The organism is Micromonospora sp. L31 (genome assembly GCF_052068075.1).
Lineage (GTDB): Bacteria > Actinomycetota > Actinomycetes > Mycobacteriales > Micromonosporaceae > Micromonospora > Micromonospora purpureochromogenes.
This window is the reverse complement of record NZ_JBQHDC010000015.1, coordinates 49,050-70,832: the sequence shown is the minus strand read 5'-3', so window position 1 is coordinate 70,832 and position 21,783 is coordinate 49,050. Positions and strand designations below refer to the sequence as shown.

At 74.3% G+C, this 21,783-nt stretch carries 22 protein-coding genes and 1 riboswitch; of the genes, 8 read left to right on the top strand and 14 right to left on the bottom strand.

The features are described 5' to 3' along the window. Window positions 1-49 precede the first annotated feature (49 nt). Genes ACTMS9_RS28025 through ACTMS9_RS28015 form a run of 3 tightly spaced genes read right to left on the bottom strand, consistent with a single transcriptional unit; the run spans window position 50 to window position 3,530 of the window. Complete coding sequence (locus ACTMS9_RS28025; RefSeq protein ID WP_441166405.1) at window positions 50-2,329, bottom strand: FtsX-like permease family protein; 2,280 nt, start codon at window positions 2,327-2,329, stop codon at window positions 50-52. Next, window positions 2,326-3,009, bottom strand: a complete 684-nt coding sequence (locus ACTMS9_RS28020) for an ABC transporter ATP-binding protein (protein ID WP_441148624.1) — start codon at window positions 3,007-3,009, stop codon at window positions 2,326-2,328. Before ACTMS9_RS28020 ends, ACTMS9_RS28025 begins: the two co-directional genes overlap by 4 nt. Beyond that, the gene (locus tag ACTMS9_RS28015) at window positions 3,006-3,530 is read right to left on the bottom strand and encodes a PadR family transcriptional regulator (RefSeq protein WP_154936593.1); all 525 of its coding nucleotides are present in this window, start codon (window positions 3,528-3,530) and stop codon (window positions 3,006-3,008) included. Before ACTMS9_RS28015 ends, ACTMS9_RS28020 begins: the two co-directional genes overlap by 4 nt. A 297-nt stretch (window positions 3,531-3,827) precedes the next feature. On the opposite strand from ACTMS9_RS28015, the gene ACTMS9_RS28010 reads away from it, so the two are divergent. Both ACTMS9_RS28010 and ACTMS9_RS28005 read left to right on the top strand, forming a co-directional pair. After that, window positions 3,828-5,573, top strand: a complete 1,746-nt coding sequence (locus ACTMS9_RS28010) for a M28 family peptidase (RefSeq protein WP_441166404.1) — start codon at window positions 3,828-3,830, stop codon at window positions 5,571-5,573. A gap of 113 nt (window positions 5,574-5,686) precedes the next feature. After that, window positions 5,687-6,103, top strand: a complete 417-nt coding sequence (locus ACTMS9_RS28005) for a type II toxin-antitoxin system Phd/YefM family antitoxin (protein ID WP_441148621.1) — start codon at window positions 5,687-5,689, stop codon at window positions 6,101-6,103. A gap of 48 nt (window positions 6,104-6,151) precedes the next feature. Here the strand turns inward: ACTMS9_RS28005 and ACTMS9_RS28000 are convergent, their stop codons facing one another. From ACTMS9_RS28000 to smpB, 5 genes are all read right to left on the bottom strand, one after another. Then, entirely contained in the window at window positions 6,152-7,108 is a 957-nt protein-coding gene (locus ACTMS9_RS28000; RefSeq protein WP_441148620.1) for an anti-sigma factor RsbA family regulatory protein, read from the bottom strand. After that, window positions 7,105-7,908 carry an MEDS domain-containing protein gene (locus tag ACTMS9_RS27995; protein WP_441166403.1) on the bottom strand — a complete coding sequence of 268 codons (804 nt, stop codon included), beginning with the start codon at window positions 7,906-7,908 and terminating at the stop codon, window positions 7,105-7,107. Before ACTMS9_RS27995 ends, ACTMS9_RS28000 begins: the two co-directional genes overlap by 4 nt. A gap of 200 nt (window positions 7,909-8,108) precedes the next feature. Then, window positions 8,109-9,380, bottom strand: coding sequence for an MFS transporter (locus ACTMS9_RS27990; protein WP_441148618.1), 1,272 nt, complete (start codon window positions 9,378-9,380; stop codon window positions 8,109-8,111). Further along, window positions 9,377-9,952 (bottom strand): ArsR/SmtB family transcription factor, encoded by a 576-nt coding sequence (locus ACTMS9_RS27985; RefSeq protein WP_441148617.1) that lies wholly within the window; start codon window positions 9,950-9,952, stop codon window positions 9,377-9,379. Before ACTMS9_RS27985 ends, ACTMS9_RS27990 begins: the two co-directional genes overlap by 4 nt. Before the next feature lie 77 nt (window positions 9,953-10,029). After that, complete coding sequence (smpB, locus tag ACTMS9_RS27980) at window positions 10,030-10,512, bottom strand: SsrA-binding protein SmpB (protein WP_441148616.1); 483 nt, start codon at window positions 10,510-10,512, stop codon at window positions 10,030-10,032. Between the two features lie 139 nt (window positions 10,513-10,651). Between smpB and ACTMS9_RS27975 the strand changes: the two genes are divergently transcribed. Both ACTMS9_RS27975 and htpG read left to right on the top strand, forming a co-directional pair. Beyond that, a complete protein-coding gene (locus tag ACTMS9_RS27975) occupies window positions 10,652-11,323 on the top strand; it encodes a class I SAM-dependent methyltransferase (RefSeq protein ID WP_441148615.1) in 672 nt (223 codons plus the stop codon). Between the two features lie 79 nt (window positions 11,324-11,402). Then, the gene (gene htpG, locus ACTMS9_RS27970) at window positions 11,403-13,289 is read left to right on the top strand and encodes a molecular chaperone HtpG (protein ID WP_441166402.1); all 1,887 of its coding nucleotides are present in this window, start codon (window positions 11,403-11,405) and stop codon (window positions 13,287-13,289) included. A 48-nt stretch (window positions 13,290-13,337) separates the two neighbouring features. Here the strand turns inward: htpG and ACTMS9_RS27965 are convergent, their stop codons facing one another. Further along, window positions 13,338-14,222, bottom strand: a complete 885-nt coding sequence (locus tag ACTMS9_RS27965) for a peptidoglycan-binding domain-containing protein (RefSeq protein WP_441166401.1) — start codon at window positions 14,220-14,222, stop codon at window positions 13,338-13,340. A 1-nt stretch (window position 14,223) separates the two neighbouring features. Beyond that, window positions 14,224-14,349 (bottom strand): hypothetical protein, encoded by a 126-nt coding sequence (locus tag ACTMS9_RS27960; RefSeq protein ID WP_255540690.1) that lies wholly within the window; start codon window positions 14,347-14,349, stop codon window positions 14,224-14,226. A 441-nt stretch (window positions 14,350-14,790) separates the two neighbouring features. Then, window positions 14,791-14,966, top strand: a riboswitch (cyclic di-AMP (ydaO/yuaA leader). Here ACTMS9_RS27960 and ACTMS9_RS27955 point away from each other — a divergent pair. Together ACTMS9_RS27955 and nhaA are read left to right on the top strand one after the other, a co-directional pair. Further along, complete coding sequence (locus ACTMS9_RS27955; protein ID WP_441148612.1) at window positions 14,965-15,639, top strand: transglycosylase family protein; 675 nt, start codon at window positions 14,965-14,967, stop codon at window positions 15,637-15,639. (Overlaps the previous riboswitch by 2 nt.) A gap of 247 nt (window positions 15,640-15,886) precedes the next feature. Further along, window positions 15,887-17,194: a Na+/H+ antiporter NhaA gene (gene nhaA, locus ACTMS9_RS27950; protein WP_441148611.1), complete on the top strand. Its 1,308-nt coding sequence runs from the start codon at window positions 15,887-15,889 to the stop codon at window positions 17,192-17,194. Here nhaA and ACTMS9_RS27945 read toward each other — a convergent pair whose 3' ends face one another. Genes ACTMS9_RS27945 through ACTMS9_RS27930 form a run of 4 tightly spaced genes read right to left on the bottom strand, consistent with a single transcriptional unit; the run spans window position 17,195 to window position 20,284 of the window. Next, window positions 17,195-18,265, bottom strand: a complete 1,071-nt coding sequence (locus tag ACTMS9_RS27945) for an ABC transporter ATP-binding protein (RefSeq protein WP_441166400.1) — start codon at window positions 18,263-18,265, stop codon at window positions 17,195-17,197. Next, window positions 18,262-19,089, bottom strand: a complete 828-nt coding sequence (locus ACTMS9_RS27940; protein WP_441166399.1) for an ABC transporter permease — start codon at window positions 19,087-19,089, stop codon at window positions 18,262-18,264. The genes ACTMS9_RS27945 and ACTMS9_RS27940 overlap by 4 nt, the downstream gene beginning before the upstream one ends. Next, window positions 19,086-19,862 (bottom strand): molybdate ABC transporter substrate-binding protein, encoded by a 777-nt coding sequence (gene modA, locus ACTMS9_RS27935; RefSeq protein WP_441166425.1) that lies wholly within the window; start codon window positions 19,860-19,862, stop codon window positions 19,086-19,088. The genes ACTMS9_RS27940 and modA overlap by 4 nt, the downstream gene beginning before the upstream one ends. Window positions 19,863-19,870: 8 nt before the next feature. After that, window positions 19,871-20,284: a TOBE domain-containing protein gene (locus tag ACTMS9_RS27930; RefSeq protein ID WP_357613942.1), complete on the bottom strand. Its 414-nt coding sequence runs from the start codon at window positions 20,282-20,284 to the stop codon at window positions 19,871-19,873. 139 nt (window positions 20,285-20,423) lie between these two features. Between ACTMS9_RS27930 and ACTMS9_RS27925 the strand changes: the two genes are divergently transcribed. Beyond that, window positions 20,424-20,783: a hypothetical protein gene (locus tag ACTMS9_RS27925; protein ID WP_441166398.1), complete on the top strand. Its 360-nt coding sequence runs from the start codon at window positions 20,424-20,426 to the stop codon at window positions 20,781-20,783. Between the two features lie 57 nt (window positions 20,784-20,840). Beyond that, window positions 20,841-21,740 carry a DUF4231 domain-containing protein gene (locus ACTMS9_RS27920; protein ID WP_441166397.1) on the top strand — a complete coding sequence of 300 codons (900 nt, stop codon included), beginning with the start codon at window positions 20,841-20,843 and terminating at the stop codon, window positions 21,738-21,740. Window positions 21,741-21,783 lie beyond the last annotated feature (43 nt).

Here is a 21,783-nt window from a genome sequence, read left to right as displayed (position 1 = left end):
TCCTGCCCGGGGCCGCCCCGCGTGGCGCGATGCGGCCCCGGGCCGGCGGTCACTCGGTGCGCAGCCCGTCCGGCCGGGTCAGCCGCATCAGCAGCGGCAGGCTCAGCCCGGTGACCACCAGCACGGTCAGGGCGCCGAAGCCGACGGAGAGCCCGACGACGGGCCACGCCACGGTCACCGGGGCCTGCACCAGGCGCAGCAGCACGGCGCCCAGGCCGAGCCCGAAGGCCACCGCGAGGGTCAGGCCGACCAGCACGGGCACGGCGGTCTGCCAGAGCACCGACCAGGCGAGGGTGCCGCGGCGGGTGCCGACGGCGACCAGCATGGCCAGCAGCCGGCGGCGTTCCCGCAGCTGTTCCAGGGTGCCGACGAGCATGCTCGCGGCGATCAGCAGCAGGGTCACCACCACGCCGATGTAGAGGCCGCGCCGGACGTCGGCGAACCGGTCGCTCTCCCGGACCTCGGTCAGCGTGGTCACCGCGAGGGTGGGGTCGATGGTCGCGGCGGCGTTGCGGACGTGCTCTACCGCGTCCGGCGCGTCCGGGTCGAGCCGCAGGAACACCTCGCCGCGCAGCTCGCCCAGCGTCGCCCCGCCCAGCGCGGCCGGGGTGATCAGCACCTCCCGCTGCTCCCATCCGGCCGGGGTGGGCCGGGACGGGACGCGGCGGGCGTCGGCCGGCACCCGCCACCGCGCCGTCCCGTCGACGGTCAGCGTCGCGCGGGGCGCGACGGCGGCCGCCGTACCCGGCGTCTCGACCAGGAACACGTCGCCGTCGGCGCAGCGGTCGAGGCGGGCGAACTCGGCCAGCGCGGTGCAGTCGCCGACCCGCAACTGCACCAGGTCGCCGGCGTTGGCCACCGTGGTGAGGGTGCTGTTGGCGCCGGTGACCCCGGCGGCGGTGACGAGCCGCTGGACCGCCCCGGCGGTGTCCGGGCCGGCCGGCAGCTGCACCTGGACCTGCGCCCGGGAGGTGTCCTGCCCGGTCGCGGTGGTGAACTCCCGGGCCACCCCGGCGAAGAGCATCTGCAGTCCGATGGTGCCGGCCACCGCCACGGCGATGCCGTTGACCAGCCGGGCGGAGGTGGCGCTGTCCAGCTGCATCCGTCGCACCGCTAGCTGCCAGCCGACCGGCCCGCCCCGCAGCCGGCGGACCAGCAGCTCCGTCGCCCAGGGCAGCAGGGTGACCGTGCCGACGAGCAGCAGCACGGCGCCGGCCGCCACCTGGTAGCGGGTGGCGGCGGAGCCGTCGTCCCGGATGCCGGTGAGCGGGTACAGCAGGGCGAGCCCGACGACGGGCAGCAGCAGCCGCCACCACAGCCGACGGCGTGCCGGCACGCCGCGCCGGGTCACCCCGAGCGGCTCCACCACGACCGCGCGCAGCGCCACCATGGACACCAGCACGGCCAGCGCCGGCACGGCGACGGCGACGATCGCCACCAGCGGCAGGGGCGGGCGGACGTCCGAGGCGTACACGCTGAGGTCGAAGAGGGTGACCAGCGGCACGAGCTGGCGGCCGAGGGCGAACAGCGCGCCTCCGACGGCGACCCCGAGCAGCGCGCCGGTGGCGGCCTCGCCGGCGGCGATCCGCCGGATCATCACCGCGTCGGCGCCGACCAGGCGCAGCGCGGCCAGGCGACGGTCCCGGCGTTCGCCGCCGAAGCGCACCGCGGCGCCGAGGAAGACCGCGATGGGCAGCAGGAGCACCACGAAGATGACCGCGACGAGCAGCAACAGCACCGGCCCGAAGCCCTCCCCGGGCAGCCCGCCGCCGAAGCGGTCCAGCCGGGTCGCGCCCCGCTCGGTGCTCAGCCGGTCGTCGCCGGCGAAGAAGGCGAACTCGCCGGGGCCGGCCAGACCGTCGTCGGCGATGGTGCCGGTGACCCGGGCCCCGCCCAGGCGGGGCGCGAAGAGCGCGCCGTCGGGGGAGTCGAGCAGGTCCCGCAGGGCGGGGGAGACCACCGCCTCGCCGGGCGCGGGCAGCCGGGTCAACCCCGGCGGCACGGGCGCGTCCGGTCCCTCCGGACGCACCAGCCGGCCGCGCACCGGACGGCCCCGGAACTCGGTCTCCACCATGGACACCAGCAGGGTGTTCGCCGCCGGCGCCAGCTCCTGGCCCATCCGCAGGTCATCACGGGCGTCGCCGCGCGCCTGGCGGGCGTCGAGCGCGCCGGGCACCGACGCGGCGAGCAGCAGCAGCGCCACGCCGATGCCGACGCCGAGCGCGGTGAGCACCGCCCGGGTCCACCCGTCGCGGCCACCGCCGACCGCCATCCGGGCGCCCATCGCCAGGTCGGCCGCCGCGCCCCGGAAGCGTCCGCCGGCGCTCACGCGACCGCCTCGAGGTCGCGGGTGCGGCCGTCGCGCACCACGACCTCCCGATCGGAGTACGCGGCCACCCGCGCCTCGTGGGTCACCAGCACCACGGCCGCGCCGGTCTCCCGGGCGGCCCCGGTGAGCAGCCGCATCACCCGTTCGCCGTTGAGCGAGTCCAGCGCGCCGGTCGGCTCGTCGGCGAAGACCACCCGGGGCCGGCCGACCAGCGCCCGGGCCACCGCGACCCGCTGCCCCTGGCCGCCGGAGACCTCGGCGGGCCGCTTGCCCGCCACCTCGGCCACCTCGACCCGGGTGAGCCAGTCCAGCGCCCGGCGCTCGGCCTCCCGGCGACCGACCCGGGCCAGCCGCAGCGGCAGCGCCACGTTCTCCAGGCAGGTCAGCTCGGGCACCAGCTGGCCGAACTGGAACACGAACCCGAAGCTCTCCCGGCGCAGGGCGCTGCGATCGGCGTCGGACAGCTCGGCCAGGTCCCGCCCCTCGTAGCGGACCCGACCGCCGTCCGGGCGGACGATGCCGGCGAGGCAGTGCAGCAGGGTCGACTTGCCGGAACCGGAGGAGCCCATCACGGCCACCACCTCGCCGGGGTCGACGCGCAGCGACGCGCCGGCCAGCGCGACGGTGGCGCCGAAGCGACGGTGCAGGTCCTCGGCGGCCAGCAGCGGGGTGGGGTTCACCGGCGCACCTCCGCGGCCAGCTCGTCGAGGCGGGCGGCGGTCAGCTCCAGCCAGCGCAGGTCCGCCTCCAGGTGGAACAGGGCGTGGTCACAGATCAGCTGCTCGGCGAGGTCGCCGTCGCGCTTGCGGCGGGTGAGCTCCCGCATCAGCCGCAGGTGCTCGGCGCGCTGCACGTCGAGCAGGTCGGCCGCGCCGCGGTCGGTCAGCAGCGCCAGCACCACCTTGGTGTAGAGGGTGCTCTGCAGGTAGGGCTCGGGCTTCTCCGGCGTGGCCAGCCAACGCTGGACGTCGGTCACGCCCGCCTCGGTGATCGCGTACCGCTTGCGATCGGGACCCTCGCCGGGCTCGACCGCCTCCACCTGGACCAGGCCGCTGCGCAGCAGCCGGGAGAGGGTCGCGTAGACCTGGCCGTAGGCCAGCGGGCGGGCGTGGCCGAAGCGCTCGTCGTAGAGGCGTTTGATGTCGTAGCCGTGCCGGGGAGTCTCCTCCAGCAGGCCGAGGAAGGTCTGACCGATGGACATGCCGGTGACTATACACACCGAGTATACGCGTGGTGTGTACGCGGGGTGGCTACTCCGCCGACGGTGGCGTCACCGCAGGTCGCCGGGTCTTTCCTGACGCGGCGAGTGAGGGTGCCCGTCGACGGGCCGGGATTGTGACACCGTTCGGCCGGTTGACCGGGAGATTGATACATGTCAGTGTTTCAATCCCCGGCGTGACCGCCGCGACCTCACCCCCGGGCCGCGAGATCCCGTCCACTCCGACCTGACCCCCGCCAGGGATCCGGCCACGCCCGCCGACCCCCACGAGGAGTTCGCATGAGACGTAGCACGCCGACGAAGGGCCTCGCCCTCGCCGTGTTCGCCGCCGTGACGATGACGCTTGCCGCCCCGCCGGCCACGGCGACCCCGCCGGCCGCCGCACCGGCCGCCGCCCCGCTCGCCGCCCTCGCGGCGCCGGACATCTCGATCACCAACGTCCAGGCCCACCTGACCCAGTTCCAGACCATCGCCACCAGCAACGGCGGCACCCGGCGGGCCGGGTCGGCCGGCTACACCGCGTCGGTCAACTACCTCAAGACCAGACTCCAGGCCGCCGGCTACACGGTCAGCGAACAGTACTGCTCCTCCTGCACGTACCCGTCGAACAACCTGATCGCCGAGTGGCCGCAGGGCCCCGCCGACCAGGTCGTCATGTTCGGCGCGCACCTGGACAGCGTCTCCGCCGGCCCGGGCATCAACGACAACGCCTCCGGCTCGGCCGCCCTGCTGGAGAACGCGCTGGTGCTGGCGAGTCAGAACCCGTCGATGACCAAGCGGGTCCGCTTCGCCTGGTGGACCGACGAGGAGCAGGGCCTCAACGGCTCGGAGTTCTACGTCAACTCGCTCAACGCCACCCAGCGCGGCTACATCAAGGGCTACTACAACTTCGACATGGTCGGCTCGACCAACGGCGGCTACTTCATCAACCGGATCACCTCCACCACCGCCGCGCCGCTCAAGGCGTACTGGGACTCGCTGGGCCTGCAGCCGGAGGAGAACGTCGAGGGGCAGGGCCGCTCCGACGACTACTCGTTCCAGCAGGGCGGCATCCCCACCTCCGGGTACGCCGCCGGCGCCAGCGCCCGCAAGACCAGCGCCCAGGCGACCAAGTGGGGCGGCACCGCCAACGCCGCGTACGACCCCTGCTACCACCGCTCCTGCGACACCACCGGCAACATCAGCGCGACCGTGCTCAACCGCAACGCCGACGGCGTCGCGTACGCCATCTGGCAGCTCGCGGTCGGCACCGGCACCCCGACCAACAACTTCTCGGTGTCGGTGAGCCCGACCTCCGGCAGCGTGGCCCGGGGCGCGTCCACCACCGCCACCGTCAGCACCGCCACCACCAGCGGCAGCCCGCAGCCGGTGGCGCTGTCCGCCACCGGCGCGCCCAGCGGCGTGACCGTGTCGTTCAGCCCCTCGTCGGTCACCTCCGGCGGCTCCGCCACGATGACCGTCAGCGCCTCGTCGACCGCCACCACCGGCACCTTCACCATCACGGTCACCGGCACCGGATCGGTCACCCGCACCGCCACCTACAGCCTCACCGTGACCGGCACCGGCGGGTGCGCCGGCGGCCAGGTGATCGGCAACGGCGGCTTCGAGTCCGGCACCACCCCGTGGACCGCCACCTCGGGCGTGATCACCAACTCGGCCAGCCAGCCCGCCCGCACCGGGTCGTACAAGGCGTGGCTCGACGGCTACGGCAGCACCCACACCGACACGCTGTCGCAGTCGGTGACCGTGCCGGCCGGGTGCTCGACGTACACCCTCGCCTTCTACCTGCACATCGACACCGCCGAGACCACCACCGGCACCGCGTACGACAGGCTGACCGTGCAGGTGGGCACCGCCACCCTGGCGACGTACTCCAACCTCAACGCCGCCAGCGGCTACGCGCTGCGCTCGTTCAACGTGGGCGCGTACGCCGGCCAGACCGTCACCCTCAAGTTCACCGGGACCGAGGACTCGTCGCTGCAGACCAGTTTCGTCATCGACGACGTGACCCTGCAGGCCAGCTGACCGGCCGGGGGCGGGGCGGGCCGCCGCCCGCCCCGCCCCCCACGGCCCGCGCCCGAACGACCCGCCGGAGCGTCACGACGATAAATGTCGTACCCCCGGCTGAGCATGACGGCATGGCTGCCCCCGCGCTGACCGACCACAGTGGTCGACCCCGTTCCCTGCCGCTGCGCGAGCTGCGCACCCGGCTGACCCAGCTGATCGCCATGGCCGAGCTGACCGACACCGTCACCCTGGTCACCCGGGACGGCGATTCCCGCCCGGTCGCCGCGATCGTGCCCGCCGTCGCGGCCCGCACCGCCGCCCAGGCCCGCGCCGACGGTGAGCGCCTCGCCGCCGTCACCGCCGGCTGGGCCCGCCGCCTGGAGGAGGCGCACCGGCAGGGCGCCCGCCGGCACGCCGCCGAGCTGCGCGCGGTCACCGCCGCCCTCGCCGAGGTCTGGGCCGAGCTGGACCAGCGCGTCCCACCGGGCACCGACCGCGCCCTGGACCGGCTGCGCGCCGTCCACGCCGACCTGCTCCGCGGCGACTGACCGGCCCTGCTCCGCGACTGACCGGCCCCGCCGGGCCGGCCGCCGCCGTCAGGGCGTGACGTGCGGGTTGCCGGCGGTCAGGCGCAGCGTGAAGGCGTCCGCGCCGCGGTGCATCACGACGTGGTTGCACGACTGATGGGTGATCCAGAGCCCGAGCCCGCCCGGCGCCGCGCCCCCCGCGGGCAGCAGACCGGCGTACGGGTCGCTCGGCCCGGCACCGCGGTCGTCGACGCTCACCACGATCCGGTCCTCGCCGACCCAGAGCCGGAACCGCACCGGTGGCCGCCCGTGTCGCAGCGCGTTGGTCACCACCTCGCTCACCGCCACGGCCAGGTCGTCGACGTCGTCGACCTTCAGCCGGCCGCGACCTGCCTCGTGCACCGCCTCGCGGGCCCGCGCCGGTGTCGGGTCGTGCAGCTCGACGGCCGGAGCGTCCGCCTGCAACGGGTCGGGCACGATCGGCCGGTTCTCCCGCAGGTACACCTCCGGCGGGGTGTAGCCCTCGTTCGGCACGTGCCGCCCGTCCGGCATCGCCGTGCGCGGGTGGGTGCGGACCACGTCCGCCAGCATCGCGCTCGGGGTGGTGCGGGTGTCGTACACGCACATCCCCCACAGCGGGAAGTCGTCGTACGCGTGGTTGATTGCCGACTCGTAGCGGGCCCACCAGTCCCAGGTCGGGCCGAACGCGGGCAGCTCGCCGATGATGCGGATCTGCCCCGCTCCTGCCGCGACGTGGTCGGCCAGCAGTTGGCGGTACGACCTGATCGCCGCGGTCGGTCGCCCGTACACGTCGCCGCCATCGAGGTACGACACCCCGGAGTCCGGGCCGAGCGCCGCGCGCACCAGCGCGGTGGTGCGCTCGCCGAGGGCGACCAGCGTCGGCTCCCCGGCGGCGACCCCGCCGGTGAGGAAGGGCACCACGACGGCGAGCAGATCGTCGTCGGAGCCGTAGCAGACCGCCTCGTGGAAGTAGCCGCGGTGCCCGGCGGCCGCACCGGTCCTCATCGCGCCACCACCGCGACCCGGACGCGGGACAGCCCCAGCAGCTCGACCAGCCGGGCGGCGGAGGTCAGCGGGGTGTGCAGGACCACCGTGCCGCCGCGACGGGCGGCGTGCCGGTGCAGGTGGATCAGGTTCCGGTGGTCGATGAAGCGCAGCTCGTCGGCGCGGACCACCAGCTCGCCGGTGGGGTCGTCGACGTGCGCCCGGGCGAGCGCGGTGTCGAAGAGGTCGTGGTTGGAGGGGTCCAGCTCACCGGCGAGGACCAGCTCGTCGCGCCCGGCGTACAGGTGGAACAGGGTGGCCCCCGGGTCGGCCGCCGGGTGCAGGCAGGCCAGCTCCTCGATCGCCCGGCCGTCCAGCACCCGCCGGTCGTAGCCGCAGGCGGCCGACATCGGCCGGACCCGCATGAGGCGGTCGACCAGGTGTTCGTAGCGGGCGAAGGCGGCGCGCTGCTCCGCGGTGACCACGAGCGTCGTCGCGTCGGCGGCCACCCGCAGGCCGGCGTGACCATCGGCCACGGCCGCGTCGGTCAACGCGGCGTAGGCGGCGACCTGGGCGGCCGGGTCGACGACGTGCCGCTCGCCGTAGGTGTCGCGCACCGACACCACCTCCGCCGCCCCACCGCGCAGCGCCTCGCGCAGGCGCGGGACGCCCTGCCACCGGGCCACGGCGACGTCCCCCGGCTCGGCGGTCACGTAGCGGACCCGTTCGCCGGCGTCGAGGCCGGCGAGGAGGAACCGCTGTGCCCGGGCGTCGAAGACCGCGGTGTCGTCGAAGGTCCAGCAGACGTGTCCAGGCGGCACGGAACGCACTGATTCGCTGGTCAAGCTCCACGCCTCATGTCCGGAGTCTAAGCCGCAGCGGCGGGGTGCGCGCAGCGCGGCCGCCGCGCTCGGATACGCCAGCGACGCCGCGGCTGCCGTGCGCAACGGCGACTGTCCCGAGTTCATCGCCGGGGCGGTCCGGGCCGGCGCCGCCCCGGCCACCAGTGGCAGACCAGGGCTCAGCCGGGTGTGCTGGCCAGGTCGGCCGGTCGCTCGTCCACCGTCGCCGGCCGGCCCATCCGGCGCCACGGGCCGCCAAGCAGCGGGGTGAGCACGACCAGGACGTAGGCGGTGCCGATCGTAACCAGGATGGCGGTGGGGCCGAACCGGTCGGTGGCCAGTCCGGCGCCGAGAGCGCCGAGCGGCATGGCGGCCCAGCAGCCGGCCCCCACCACCCCGTAGACCCGGGCCCGCATGTGCGCGGGCACCCGCTCCAGCTCGACCGCGCCGATCAGCGGGTTGATCGCACCCGCGGCGAGACCGGAGACTGCGAAGATCGCGACCACCACCGGCAGCGGCGGCGCGGCGGCCAGCGCCCAGAAGGGTGGCCCGCCGGCGACCGCGAAGGTGGTGACGAGGGTGGCGCGGCGGGGCAGCCGGTGGCCGACGGCGCTGAACAGCAGCGAGCCGACCAGCGCGCCGCCGCCCATCGCGCCGACCAGCAGGCCGAACGCGGTGGCCCCGCCGAGCTCGCGGTCCGCGACCACCGGCAGCAGGACGCTGCTCTTCGTCGCGTCGAAGCAGTTGGTGATCAGCACCAGCAGCACCATTGCGCGCAGCAGCGGCTCCCGGACCAGGAACCGTACCCCGGCGGCGAAGTTCCGCCAGTACCCGCCGGACTCCTCCGACGCCGGCTCGGCCGGGCGCATGCCGCGGGGCACCAGCAGCGTCACCACCAGCGCGGAGACGGCGAAGGTGGCGGCGTCCACGGCCAGCACCGGCAGCGCGCCGATGGCCGCGACCAGCAGCCCGGCCACGGGCGCGCCGAGCAGTCGCGAGCCGCGTTCGGTGGCCTCGAACCAGCCGATCGCCCGTTCGATCGGCACCCGGGCGGCGGTCGCCGCCTCGGGCAGCAGCGCGGTCCGGGCGGTCTGCCCGGGCGTGTCGAGCAGGCCGCTGGCGAAGACCAGCGCGAGCAGCGCCCAGAACGGCAGGCCGACGGTCGCGTCGAGCAGCGGGACGGCGGCGACCGTCGCGCAGGACACCAGGTCGGCCACGACGCTGGCCCGGCGGTAGCCGATCCGGTCGACCACCACGCCGCCGAGGGCGCCGCCGAGCACCACGGGCGCGGCGGCGAACGCCCCGGTCAGGCCGGTCGCCGCCGGTGAGCCGGTCTCGGCCAGCACGTACAGCGGCAGGGCGATGTAGGTGAGCATGTTGCCGGTGAGCGAGACCGTGTGGCCGATCAGCAGGCCGATCAGCGGGCCCCAGCGGCGGGGCGCGGCGGTCACTGCGGCCCCCGGTAGGCCTGCCAGATCAGCGTGACGGTGCGGGCGGCGGGCCGGTCGGGGTCGCTGCGGGCCTGCCAGCGGGCACCCAGCTCCGCCAGCTCGCCGTGCAACTCGAGCAGCTCGTCGGGGGTCAGGTGCATGGTCTGGTCGCTGCTGGTGGTGCCCCGGACCCACTCCGGGTCGAGGGTGGCCTCGCTGTCGAGGTAGGCCTGGAACCGCTCCACGTAGCGCTGGAAGACGGCCCGGCGCAGCAGGTCCGAGGCGAGCTTGCGCTCCGGGTCGTGCAGCACCTCGACCAATTCCCAGCTGGTGCGGCTGTGCGCCGCCCGCCACCACCGTTCCCGGCGGTTGCGGGCGTGCTCGGGTGCCTCCCGGATGAAGCCGTGCTCGGCGAGCTTGCCGAGGTGGTAGCTGACCGACCCGACGGCCTCGTCGACGAGGTCGCTGAGCATGCCGACGCTCTGCGGGCCGCGTACCCGCAGCTCGCCGAGGAGCCGCAGGCGGGTGGGGTGCGCCAGCGCGCGCATGGCGCGCGGATCGGTCAGGTGCAGGGTCGACTCGTCCTCGGACATGGGGACAGGCTAGACGTACAAGATGTGATGTACAAGAAGTCTTGTCAAACGTCGCCGGGGCAAATCCTGCGAGTGGCTCAGGCGGGGCGGCGGCCCTTGAGACGGCGGCCCAGCTCGCGGGCGATCTCCCGGTTGGCGTCGCGTTCGGCGAGCGCCTGCCGCTTGTCGTACGACCTGCGGCCGCGGGCCAGGCCCAGCTCGACCTTGGCCCAGCCGTTGCTGAAGTACATCGACAGCGGCACCAGCGTCACGCCCCCGTCGCGCAGCTTCTCCAGGATCCGGGCGATCTCCACCCGGTGCAGCAGCAGCTTCCGGGTGCGGCGGGGCTGGTGGTTGGTCCAGGTGCCGTAGCCGTACTCGGCGATGTGCAGGCCGTAGAGCATGAGCTCGCCGTCGCGTTCCTGGGCGAAGGCGTCGACCAGCGACACCCGCCCCTCCCGCAGCGACTTCACCTCGGTGCCGGCCAGCACGATCCCCGCCTCGTACGTCTTCAGGACGGTGTAGTCGTGCCGGGCCTTCTTGTTGGAGGCGATGAGCTTGCGCTCCGTGTCCCTGGACACGACGACCTCCTGTGGGTGGGGCTGCGGACCGGATGCAGGATACCCGCCGGCGCCGCCCGGAACGGCGGGGCGCGACGCGTACGGGCGGCAGGTCCGGCCGGACCCTGTCGCCGGCCGCCCGGCGGTAGGGTCGGCGGTCGTGACCGAACCGGACTTCCTCACCGCCACCCGCACCTCGTACGACACCATGGTCGCCGACTACATCGAGTTCGTCCGCGACGAGCTGGCCGCCCGGCCGCTCGACCGGGCCATGCTCGCGGCCTTCGCCGAGCTGGTGCTCGCCGACGGGGGCGGGCCGGTGCTGGAGGTCGGCTGCGGCCCGGGGCGGATCACCCGGCACCTGCACGACCTCGGGCTCGACGCCGCCGGCCTCGACCTGTCGCCGGGCATGATCGCGCACGCCCGTCGGGCGTACCCCGACCTGCGCTTCACCGAGGGGTCCATGCTGGAACTCGACCTGGCCGACGGCGCGCTCGCCGGCCTGGTCGCCTGGTACTCGGTCATCCACCTGCCCGACGACCGGCTGCCGGCCGCCTTCGCCGAGTTCCACCGGGTCCTCGCCCCCGGCGGCCACCTGCTGCTGGCCTTCCAGGTCGGTGACGAGCCGGTGCACCGCACGGACGCGTGGGGGCGACCGGTCTCGCTCACCTTCCACCGGCGTCGGCCCGAGCGGGTGGCGGCCCTGCTGGAGGCCGCCGGGCTGATCGTGCACGCCCGCATGCGACGGGAGCCGCAGGAGCTGGGCGGGTGGCGGGAACCTACTCCACAGGCCTACCTGCTGGCCCGCCGTCGGGATGACGACCGGCGGTGACCGGGCGACCACGACGGCTCGTATCCTTCTCCCGCGGATCCTGTCCCGTGGACCGAAACGAGCCGATGAGGAGGTTGGTGTGAGCAGCCGGACCGAGACGTTGGAGTTCCAGGCCGAGACGCGTCAACTGCTGCAGTTGATGGTGCACTCGATCTACTCGCACAAGGACGTCTTCCTGCGGGAGTTGGTCTCCAACGCCTCCGACGCGCTGGACAAGCTGCGGCTGGAGTCCCTGGTCGACAAGGACCTGGCGGCCGACACCGCCGACCTGCACATCGAGATCGAGACCGACCGGGCGGCCCGTACCCTCACCGTGCGCGACAACGGCATCGGCATGTCCCGCGAGGACGTCGTCTCGCTGATCGGCACCATCGCCCGCTCAGGTACGGCCGAGCTGCTGCGCAAGCTGAAGGAGTCCCGGGAGGCGGCCGCGCAGGACCTGATCGGCCAGTTCGGCGTCGGTTTCTACTCGACGTTCATGGTGGCCGACACGGTCACCCTGCTGACCCGCCGGGCCGGCCAGACCGAGGGCACCCGCTGGGAGTCCACCGGCGAGGGCACCTACGTCGTGGAGACGGTCGACGACGCTCCGCAGGGCACCTCCGTCACCGTGCACCTGAAGCCGGCCGACAGTGAGGACAACCTCGCCGACTACACCGACCACGGCAAGATCCGCGAGATCGTCAAGCGGTACTCCGACTTCATCGCCTGGCCGATCCGGCTCGTCACGCCCGACGCCGAGCCGGTCACCCTCAACTCGATGAAGGCGCTCTGGGCCCGGCCGCGCGACGAGGTCGCCGAGGAGGAGTACCGCGACTTCTACCGGCACGTCAGCCACGACTGGGCCGACCCGCTGGAGACCATCCACATGCGGGGCGAGGGCGTCTTCGAGTACGAGGCGCTCCTCTTCATCCCCACGCACGCCCCGTTCGACCTGTTCATGGCCGACGGCCGGCGCGGGGTGCAGCTGTACGTCAAGCGGGTGTTCGTGATGGACGACTGCGCCGCGCTCATGCCCAACTACCTGCGCTTCGTCAAGGGCGTGGTGGACGCGCACGACCTGTCGCTGAACATCTCCCGGGAGATCCTCCAGCAGGACCGGCAGATCCAGATCGTGCGCCGCCGGCTGGTCCGCAAGGTGCTCGCCACCGTCAAGGAGATGCGTACCGAGCACGCCGACCGGTACCGGACCTTCTGGTCGGAGTTCGGCCGGGTGGTCAAGGAGGGGCTGCTGGAGGACCCGGACAACCAGCAGGCGATCCTCGACATCGTCTCGGTCGCCTCCACCCACGACGCCACCGAGCCCACCACGCTGCGCGAGTACGTCGAGCGGATGAAGGACGGCCAGGAGGAGATCTACTACGCCACCGGCGAGACCCGGGCCATGCTGGAGAACTCGCCGCACATGGAGGCCTTCCGCGCCAAGGGCTACGAGGTGCTGCTGCTCACCGACCCGGTCGACGAGGTGTGGGTGGAGCGGGTCGCGCAGTTCGACGGCCGGCCGCTGCGCTCGATCGCCAAGGGCGAGGTGGACCTGGACACCGAGCAGGAGCGCGAGGAGGCCGAAACGGAACGGGAACGGCAGGCCAAGGAGTACGCCGCCCTGCTCGCCTTCCTCGGCGGCGCGCTGGCCGACAGCGTCAAGGAGGTACGGCTCTCCTCCCGCCTCACCACCTCGCCGGCCTGCATCGTCGGCGACGCCCACGACATCACGCCCACGTTGGAGAAGATGTACCGCGCGATGGGGCAGGAGGTGCCGAAGGTGAAGCGCATCCTCGAACTCAACCCGACCCACCCGCTGGTCACCGGCCTGCGCGCGGCGCACGAGCGCGGCGGCGACTCCGCCGCCCTCACCGAGACCGCCGAGCTGCTGTACGGCATGGCGCTGCTCGCCGAGGGCGGCGACCTGGCCGACCCGGCCCGGTTCGCCCGGGTCCTCGCCGACCGGCTGGCCCGCAGCCTCTGACGCGACGACGGCCCCGGCCCGGTGCAGCGCCGGGCCGGGGCCGCCTGGTCACGAACCGACCCGCACGCCCATCGCCGCCCAGGTGGCCGGGCCGACCACCCCGTCCACGGTCAGCCCCCGCATGCCCTGGTACCAGCGCACCCCGGCCTCGGTCCTCGCGTCGAAGGCGCCGCTCGCGGGGCCGCACCGCTTCGCGCCGACGAACCGCTGGACGAAGGCCACGTCCCCGCCCTTGCTGCCGCGCCGCAGCGTCCGCGAGCCCGGTCTGCCCCCGGACACCGGCGTCGCCGGTCGCCCGCTGGGCACCGACGGGGCCGGCTTGACGGCCGCGCGCAGGGCCGCCACGGTACGCGGGCCGACCACCCCGTCGGCGTCGAGCTTCCGGGCGGTCTGGAACGACCGTACCCAGGCGGCCACGGCCGGCCCGAACACCCCGTCGGCCGTCAGCCGGGCCCCGAGGCGGTTGGCGACGGCCTGCAACTCCCGGACGTCGCCGCCCCGGCAGCCGGCGCGCAGCACCCGGTCGCCGAGCCGCGCCGTCGTGGCGGTGGCGATGCCCCACGCCTGGCGGCTGTCCTCCAAGCTCCGCTGGTGGCTGACGCTGACGTGCAGGTGCTTGTCGTGCGGGTTCGGCCCGGTGTACCGGGCCGGCCGGAAGCTGCGGGTACGGCTCCAGATCTTTCGGTCGTAGATGACGTACTGGGTGGACGGATGGCTGACGGCCTGCCGGACGACCAGCAGCGGGTCGATCCCGTCGACGTCCACGTCCACCGCGTTGACCGACTGGTCGTCACTGTCCGGATTATGGTCCGAGCGGCGCGCCTGGTGACTGGCGTCGCCCAACCAGCCGTCGGACTTGCGGTCCCGCTGCGGCCACCGGGTGTCTATCTCCTCGCGCAGCACCCGCAGCGCGGGCGCCAGGTGCACGCCCATCTCACTCCTCCTCTTCCAGCGCGGCGGCCAGGTCGAAGTCGACCTCGTCGCCGGCCAGGCTCTCCGGGTCGTCGTCCTCGTCCAAGGTGGCGACGAGGTAGTCGGTGTCGATGCTGACGGTGTCCATGGAGGTCCTTCCTCTCGCGGATGGTCGGCCGCCGCGAACCGGGGCGGACCGTGCCGGCCAGGGCGCCGGCGCCCGGCATCCGGCGGGTCCGACGCGTCGGCGCCGTGGCCGCGCTCTGCTCCCTACCGTCCGAGTCGGCGGCCGGGCTGCCCAGACATGAGTCGCCAATCAGCGGCAACGCTGACCGTCCGGCGGCGCGGGCCGCCGATCGAGGCCGCCTGACCAGCGAAGACGGCGAGGCACGGCAGCTGATCCGCCGCTCGGAGCGAGGCTTTCGGCCCAGTGGTGACAGGTTCCCGACCGGCCCTTGTAGAGCACCGCCGACCAACCCGCAACTCGAAGCACGAAGCCGTCGCTCAGCCGGGTGAAGAACTTCACAAGAGGTGGGCAATCGCCCGAAACAGTTCCTAACGTCGTTCGTGTTCGCGATCGCGGACACCACGGCCGGTAACGCCTAATCCATGCCGCCGGCCGGTGGGATCTTTGTCAGCGGGCATGGAGCGGGGGACCCACACGTTCCTCGGTGCACGTCACCTCGGGGTGAAGCCGCCCACGGGCGGCCGGGCTCCTCGGCCCGAACCCGACAGCTCACCTCGTCGGCGTGGAGGAATCCACATGGCAACTGAATACACCGCCCGTCACCGACGGGTCAGCTCGCGCCGCATCGCCGTCGGCACGCTCGCCGTCGGTGCGGTCACCGGGGTCGCCGCCGTCCTGGCGCCGGCGTCGCCGGCGAGCGCCGCCAGCGTCAACTGGGACGCGATCGCCCAGTGCGAGTCCGGCGGCAACTGGCACATCAACACCGGCAACGGCTACTACGGCGGCCTGCAGTTCTCGCAGAGCACCTGGTCCGGCTACGGCGGCAAGAAGTACGCCTCCCGCGCCGACCTGGCCAGCCGCGGCGAGCAGATCGCCATCGCCGAGAAGGTGCTCGACGGTCAGGGCATCGGGGCCTGGCCGACCTGCGGCAGGAAGGGCGGCTCCACCAAGAGCTACTCCAGCACCTCAGAGAAGTCGGAGAAGTCGCAGAAGTCGCAGCGGCGCTCCGGCTCGTCGAAGGCCACCGCCACCGAGCGGTCCTCGCGGGAGCAGCACAGCACCCGCAGCCAGCGGCGCAGCGCGCCGGCCGCGACCGGCGACGTGTACGTGGTGCGGCCGGGTGACACCCTGTCGCAGATCGCCGACGCCCGGGACCTGGCCGGTGGCTGGCAGGCGTTGTACGAGCGCAACAAGCGCGTGGTCGGCGCCGACCCGGGGCTGATCTTCCCCGGTCAGAAGCTCAGCCTCTGACCTCAGCACCTGGGCACCGTGGCGACGCCCGGCCGGACGACCGGCCGGGCGTCGCCGCGTCCACAGCGCCGTCGTGGTTCGGGCCGCTGCCGGCGGGGTACCCGGCGCGCGTGGACCGGCCCGCCGGCGCGTCCGCGTCGCCGGGTCGTCGGGCCGTCGGCCGGGGGGCGGGGATAGGGTTGGCCCTGGTGTGCCGGGAAGTCTGGTCGGCGATGGATGACGCGACCCCTGCCGACGAGGAGACCCCGTGACCGACGCCCCCCGGCGCCGTACCAGCCTGTTCGCCCGCCGCTCCTGGGGCGAGACCAGGCGCATCTCCGCCATCCTGCGCAAGGAGACCGTGGGCGGGGCGCTGCTGCTCGTCGGGGCGCTGCTCGCGCTGCTCTGGTCGAACTCGCCCTGGGCGGACGGCTACCGGGCGCTGCGTGACCTCACCGTCGGCCCGGCGTCGCTGCACCTCGATCTCACCCTCGGCACCTGGGCCGCCGACGGGCTGCTGGCGATCTTCTTCTTCGTCGCCGGGCTGGAACTCAAGCGCGAGTTCGTCGCCGGCGACCTGCGCGACCCGCGCCGGGCCGCGGTGCCGGTGGCGGCGGCGGTCGGCGGGGTGGTCGTACCCGCGGTGCTGTTCGTCCTCGTCGCCGGGGTCGACGGCGCCCGGGGGTGGGCGATCCCCACGGCCACCGACATCGCGTTCGCCCTGGCGGTGCTCGCGGTGGTGGGACGGCTGCTGCCGTCGGCGCTGCGTACCTTCCTGCTCACCCTGGCGGTCGTCGACGACCTGCTCGCCATCGTCATCATCGCCGTCTTCTACACCTCCAGCCTCGCCGTGCCGCCGCTGCTGGCCGCCCTGGTGCCGCTCGCGCTCTTCGCCGTGCTGGTGCAGCGCCGGGTCCGGTCCTGGTGGCTGCTGCTGCCGCTGGCCGCCGTGACCTGGACGCTGGTGCACGCCTCCGGGGTGCACGCCACGGTGGCGGGGGTGCTGCTCGCCTTCACCGTCCCGGTGCTGCGCAGCGAGGCCGCCGGTGGGCCGGACGCCGGGCCGGGCCTGGCCGAGCACTTCGAGCACCGGTTCCGGCCGATCTCCGCCGGGGTGGCGGTGCCGATCTTCGCGTTCCTCTCCGCCGGCGTCACGGTCGGCGGCCTGGCGGGGCTGGCCACCGCGCTGACCGACCGGGTCGCGGCCGGCATCGTGGTCGGCCTGGTGGTCGGCAAGCCGGTGGGCATCCTGGCCGCCACCTGGCTGGTGTCCCGGTCCACCCGGGCCAACCTGGACGAGGGGCTGAACTGGTTTGACGTGCTCGGCCTGGCGCTGCTCGGCGGGATCGGGTTCACCGTGTCGCTGCTGATCGGCGAGCTGGCCTTCGGCCTGGGCAGCGTGCGTGACGGCCACGTCAAGGTCGCCGTGCTCACCGGCTCGCTGCTCTCCGCGCTGCTGGCGACGGTGATCCTGCGCGCGCGCACCCGGGCCTACCGGCGGGTACACGAGATCGAGACCGTCGACGAGGACCACGACGGCGTCCCGGACGTCTTCGAGCCGGATCCGGACCGCTAGCTATGCCGGTCCGGCCGGGTACGCCCGGGTCTCGCTGGCCTTGACCGCCGCCCACACCCGCTGCCCGGGCTCCAAGCGAAGCTGGGCGGCGGCGGCCGGGGTGACGTCGGCGGCGGCCGGGACCGGGCCGGCGAGCTGCACGCGCAGGTTGTCCCCGTGCCGCTGCACTCCGGCGACGGTGGCCGGCCAGGTGTTGCGGGGGCTGCCGTCGGGCTGGCGCGGGTGCAGGGCCACGGCGGCGGGCCGGAAGACCACGAAGGCGTCGCCGTCCAGCCGGTCGGCGGTGGCCAGGGCGAAGCCGTCGTCGAGGCGTACCTGGTGTCCGTCGGCGTGGCCCCGGTAGAGGTTCAGCCCGACGAGGCGGGCGACGTAGTCGGTGCGCGGCCGGGCGGTGACGGTGGCGGCGTCCCCCTCCTGCACCACCCGGCCGTCCTCGACGATGACCAGCCGGTCGGCCAGGGCGAGTGCGTCCAGCGGGTCGTGGGTGACCAGCAGCGTCGCGCCGTCGTGGTCGACCAGGTGCCGGTGCAGGTGGGCCCGGGTGTCCAGGCGAGTCCGGGCGTCCAGCGCCGCCAGCGGCTCGTCGAGCAGGAGCAACCGCGGGCGTACGGCGAGCGCGCGGGCCAGGGCGACCCGCTGGGCCTGCCCGCCGGAGAGCTGCCGCGGCCGGCTCCGGGCGTGCCCGGACAGTCCGACCCGGTCCAGCCAGCCGGCCGCCTGCTCGCGGGCGGCCCGCCGGTCGAGGCCCTGCCGGCGGGGGCCGAACGCGACGTTGTCCAGCGCGCTCAGGTGCGGGAAGAGCAGGTAGTCCTGGAACACCACGCCGACCCGGCGCCGCTCCGGCGGGATCCAGCGGGCCCGGTCGGGCCGGTCCAGGTCGACGCCGTCGAGCAGGACGTGGCCGGCGGTGAGCGGCTGGAGCCCGGCGAGGGCGCGCAGGGCGGTGGTCTTGCCGGCGCCGTTCGGGCCGAGCAGTGCGACCACCTCGCCGGCGCCGACGGTCAGCCGGACGTCGAGTCGGAAGGCGCCTCGGTCGACGACCAGGTGGCCGTCCAGCAGCGGGGTGCTCACGGGCTGGTGATCCAGCGGTCGCGCAGGCCGGCGAGGATCACCACCGAGACGGTGAGCAGGATCAGGCTGAGCACGATCGCCGCGTCCAGGTCGGTCTCCAGGGCCAGGTAGACGGCGAGCGGCATGGTCTGGGTCCGGCCGGGATAGTTGCCGGCGAAGGTGATGGTCGCCCCGAACTCGCCCAGCGCCCGGGCCCAGCAGAGCACCGCGCCGGCGGCCACGCCGGGAGCGATCAGCGGCAGGGTGACGTGGGTGAAGGTGGTCCACCGGCCCGCGCCGAGGGTGGCCGCCGCCTCCTCGTAGCGGCTGTCCGCGCCGCGCAGCGCGCCCTCGACGGCGATGATCAGGAACGGCATCGCCACGAACGCCTCGGCGAGCACCACGCCGGTGGTGGTGAACGGCAGGGTGAGGCCGAAGGCGCCGTCCAGCCACCGCCCGAGCAGCCCGTTGCGGCCGAACACCAGCAGCAACGCCACGCCGCCGACCACCGGGGGCAGCACCAGCGGCACGGTGACCAGGGCCCGCACCACCCGGCGGCCGGGGAACTCCACCCGCGCCAGCAGCCAGGCCAGGGGTACGCCGCAGGCCAGGCAGAGCAGGGTGGCCAGGGTGGCGCACTGCACCGACAGCCGCAGCGCGGTGAGCACGCCCGGCGCGGTGAGCCGCTGCGGCAGCGTCGCCCACGGGGTACGCGCCAGCAGTCCGGCCAGCGGCAGTACCAGGAAGAGCAGCCCCAGCCCGGCCGGTACGAGCAGCGCGACCGGCACCCGCCGGCCGGGCCGCCGCCGGGTACGCGGCGCCGGGGCGTCCGGTGCGGCGGTCACGACCCGGTGGGCGGCTGGAAGCCGGCGGCGGTGAGCACAGCCCGGCCCTGGTCGGAGCGGACGTGCTCGACGAAGGCGCGGGCGGCGGTCGGGTTCGGCGCGTCCTTCAGCACCACCATGGGGTAGTCGTTGACCGCGCGGGCGGACTCGGGGAACTCGACGCCGTCCACCTTCGCGGCGGCGGATCTGACGTCGGTGCGGTAGACCAGCGCGGCATCGACCTCGCCGAGGGTCACCTTGGACAGCGCGCCCTTGACGTCCTGCTCCAGGGTGACCGGGGTCAGCGGCACGCGCGCGGCGGCGAGCGCCTGGGCGGCGGCCGCTCCGCACGGCACCTGCTCGGCGCAGAGCGCCACCTTGACGCCGGGCCGGGTCAGGCCGGCCAGCCCGGTGACCCCGCCGGGGTTGCCCTTCGGCACGGCGATGACGAGCTGGTTGCGGGCGAAGACGGTGGGGGAGCCGGCGGCGGCCCCGGCGTCGGTGACGGTGGCCATGTTCCTCGGGGCGGCCGAGGCGAACACGTCCGCCGGGGCGCCCTGGGTGATCTGGGTGGCCAGGGCCGAGCTGCCGGCGAAGTTGAAGGTGACCCGCACGGCCGGGTGCGCGGCCTCGAACTGGCGGCCCAGCGTGGTGAAGGACTCGGTCAGCGATGCGGCGGCGAAGACGGTCACCGTGCCGGTGACCCCGCTCGTGCCGACGTCGTCAGCGTCGCCGCCGCAGCCGGCGAGGCCGAGCGCGGCCACCACCGGCAGGACGGCCAGCGCGGCGCGGATCCTCGTCATCAGCTGTTCCTTCCGCGCAGCGGCGCGGCCCGCTCGACCACGACCGTGGTGGACTTGATCACGGCGACCGCGACCGAGCCGACCGTCAGGCCCAGCTCGTCGACCGCCTCGCGGCTCATCAGCGAGACCACCCGGAACGGGCCGGCCTGGATGTCGACCTGCGCCATCACCGTGTCCCGGACGACGGCGGTGACGATCCCGCGCAGCCGGTTGCGGGCCGAGGAGAACTCGGCGCGCCCGTCCGGCTCGGCGGCCTGGGCCCGGACGAAGCCGGCCAGCTCGACGCCGTCGACCAGCCGGTGGCCGTGCTCGTCCCGGGTCGCCGGCAGGCGTCCGGCGTCCACCCAGCGCCGCACGGTGTCGGTGCTGACGCCCAACAGCTCGGCGGCCTCGCTGATCCGGAACACGGTCACCGGGTCACCCTAGCGGCTCGCGTCTGCGTGGTGGAAGCGGCGATGTGCCTCGCGTACCCGAGGGTGATGGCGGGTGGGCGATCGCATCTGCGGGTGCGGCATTGGGAGAGAGGACGGCCCGCAGGGGCACAATGTGGCCATGCGGCAGGGGTTCGCTCACCAGGCGGTTCTCGACATGGCGCCGGACGCCGATCCGGGCGTGCCCGGGGCGGCCATCACCACGGCTCTCTGCGGCCACTGGGAACACGAGCCGCCGTGTCCGGTCGCGTCCCACCACACCCGGGCCGAACGGTCCGGTGCCGAGGTACGCCTGCACATCCTCTTCGCCACCGAACCGCACCTGGAGGAGCGGGTGCGGCAGGACATCGACCGTGCCCTGGCGCGCGGCGAGCTGCGCGGCCCCGACGGCGGGACGACCCGGTGGCGGCTGCGGCTGAGCGGACCGAGCGAGCCGTCGCCGCGGGAGGCGGAGCACCTCGAGCGGTTGACCCGCGGCTAGACCCGTCCGCCGCCCGGTGTCCCGGGCCCGTGGGCGCGGCTGACCTACCATGCGGGCGTGGCGAACTTCGATGCGTCGGCGGTCACGATGGTCTGGCAGCGGCAGAGCGTCTGGTCGCAGGCCGCGGTGGCCGAGAAACGGCGCGTCGTGCGCGCGCGGCGCACGGTCGCCGGCCTCACCATCGGCGCCGCCGTCGCCGGCTCCCTCGCCACCCAGCTCGGCGAGCCGCACCGGACGGCCAGCCGCGCGCTGGCCATCCTCGCCGCCGCCGCGCTGCTGCTGGTGCCGGTGGCCGCGCGGTGGACCTCGCGGGACACGGTGCACGCGTGGACCCGGCTGCGGTCGGTCTCCGAGGCGTTGAAGGCCGACATCCACCGCTACCTGGCCGGGGTGGCGCCGTTCGCCGGCGCCGACCGCGACCGGGTGCTGCTGCGGCGCGCCGACACCCTGCTCGACGACTCGGGTGACCTGGTCGGGCGGACCGTCGGCCTCGCGCCGGTCGCCCGGCCGCTGCCCGACATCCAGGACGTGCCGAGCTATCTCAGCATCCGGGTGCGGGGCCAGGTGGCGGGCTACTACACGCCGATGGCGCGGCGAATGGCCCGGCTGGCCGCGCGCGTCCGGTGGGCCGCGACGGCGGTGACCGTGGCCAGCGCCCTGCTCGCCGCGACCGTCGGGGTGCTCGGCGACGGGCTGGGCCTGACCGCGTGGCTCGGGGTCGCGGCGACCGTGACGACCGCGCTGGTCGGCTACGGGGCCGCGCAGCAGTACGAGGCCCAGCAGATCGAGTTCGCCCGGACGGCCGACCAGTTGACCCGGCTGTGCGTGACCCGCGAGGCCGGGCACGGCTGGACCGACGACGACGCGTTCGTCGCCGAGGCCGAGCGGATCATCTCGCTCTCCAACGAGGGCTGGATGGCGAAGATGATCGAAGAAGATGGCACAGCGCAGCAGTGACATCACAGCGCGTGAAATGTATTATCTTCGATGGTGTCGTCGA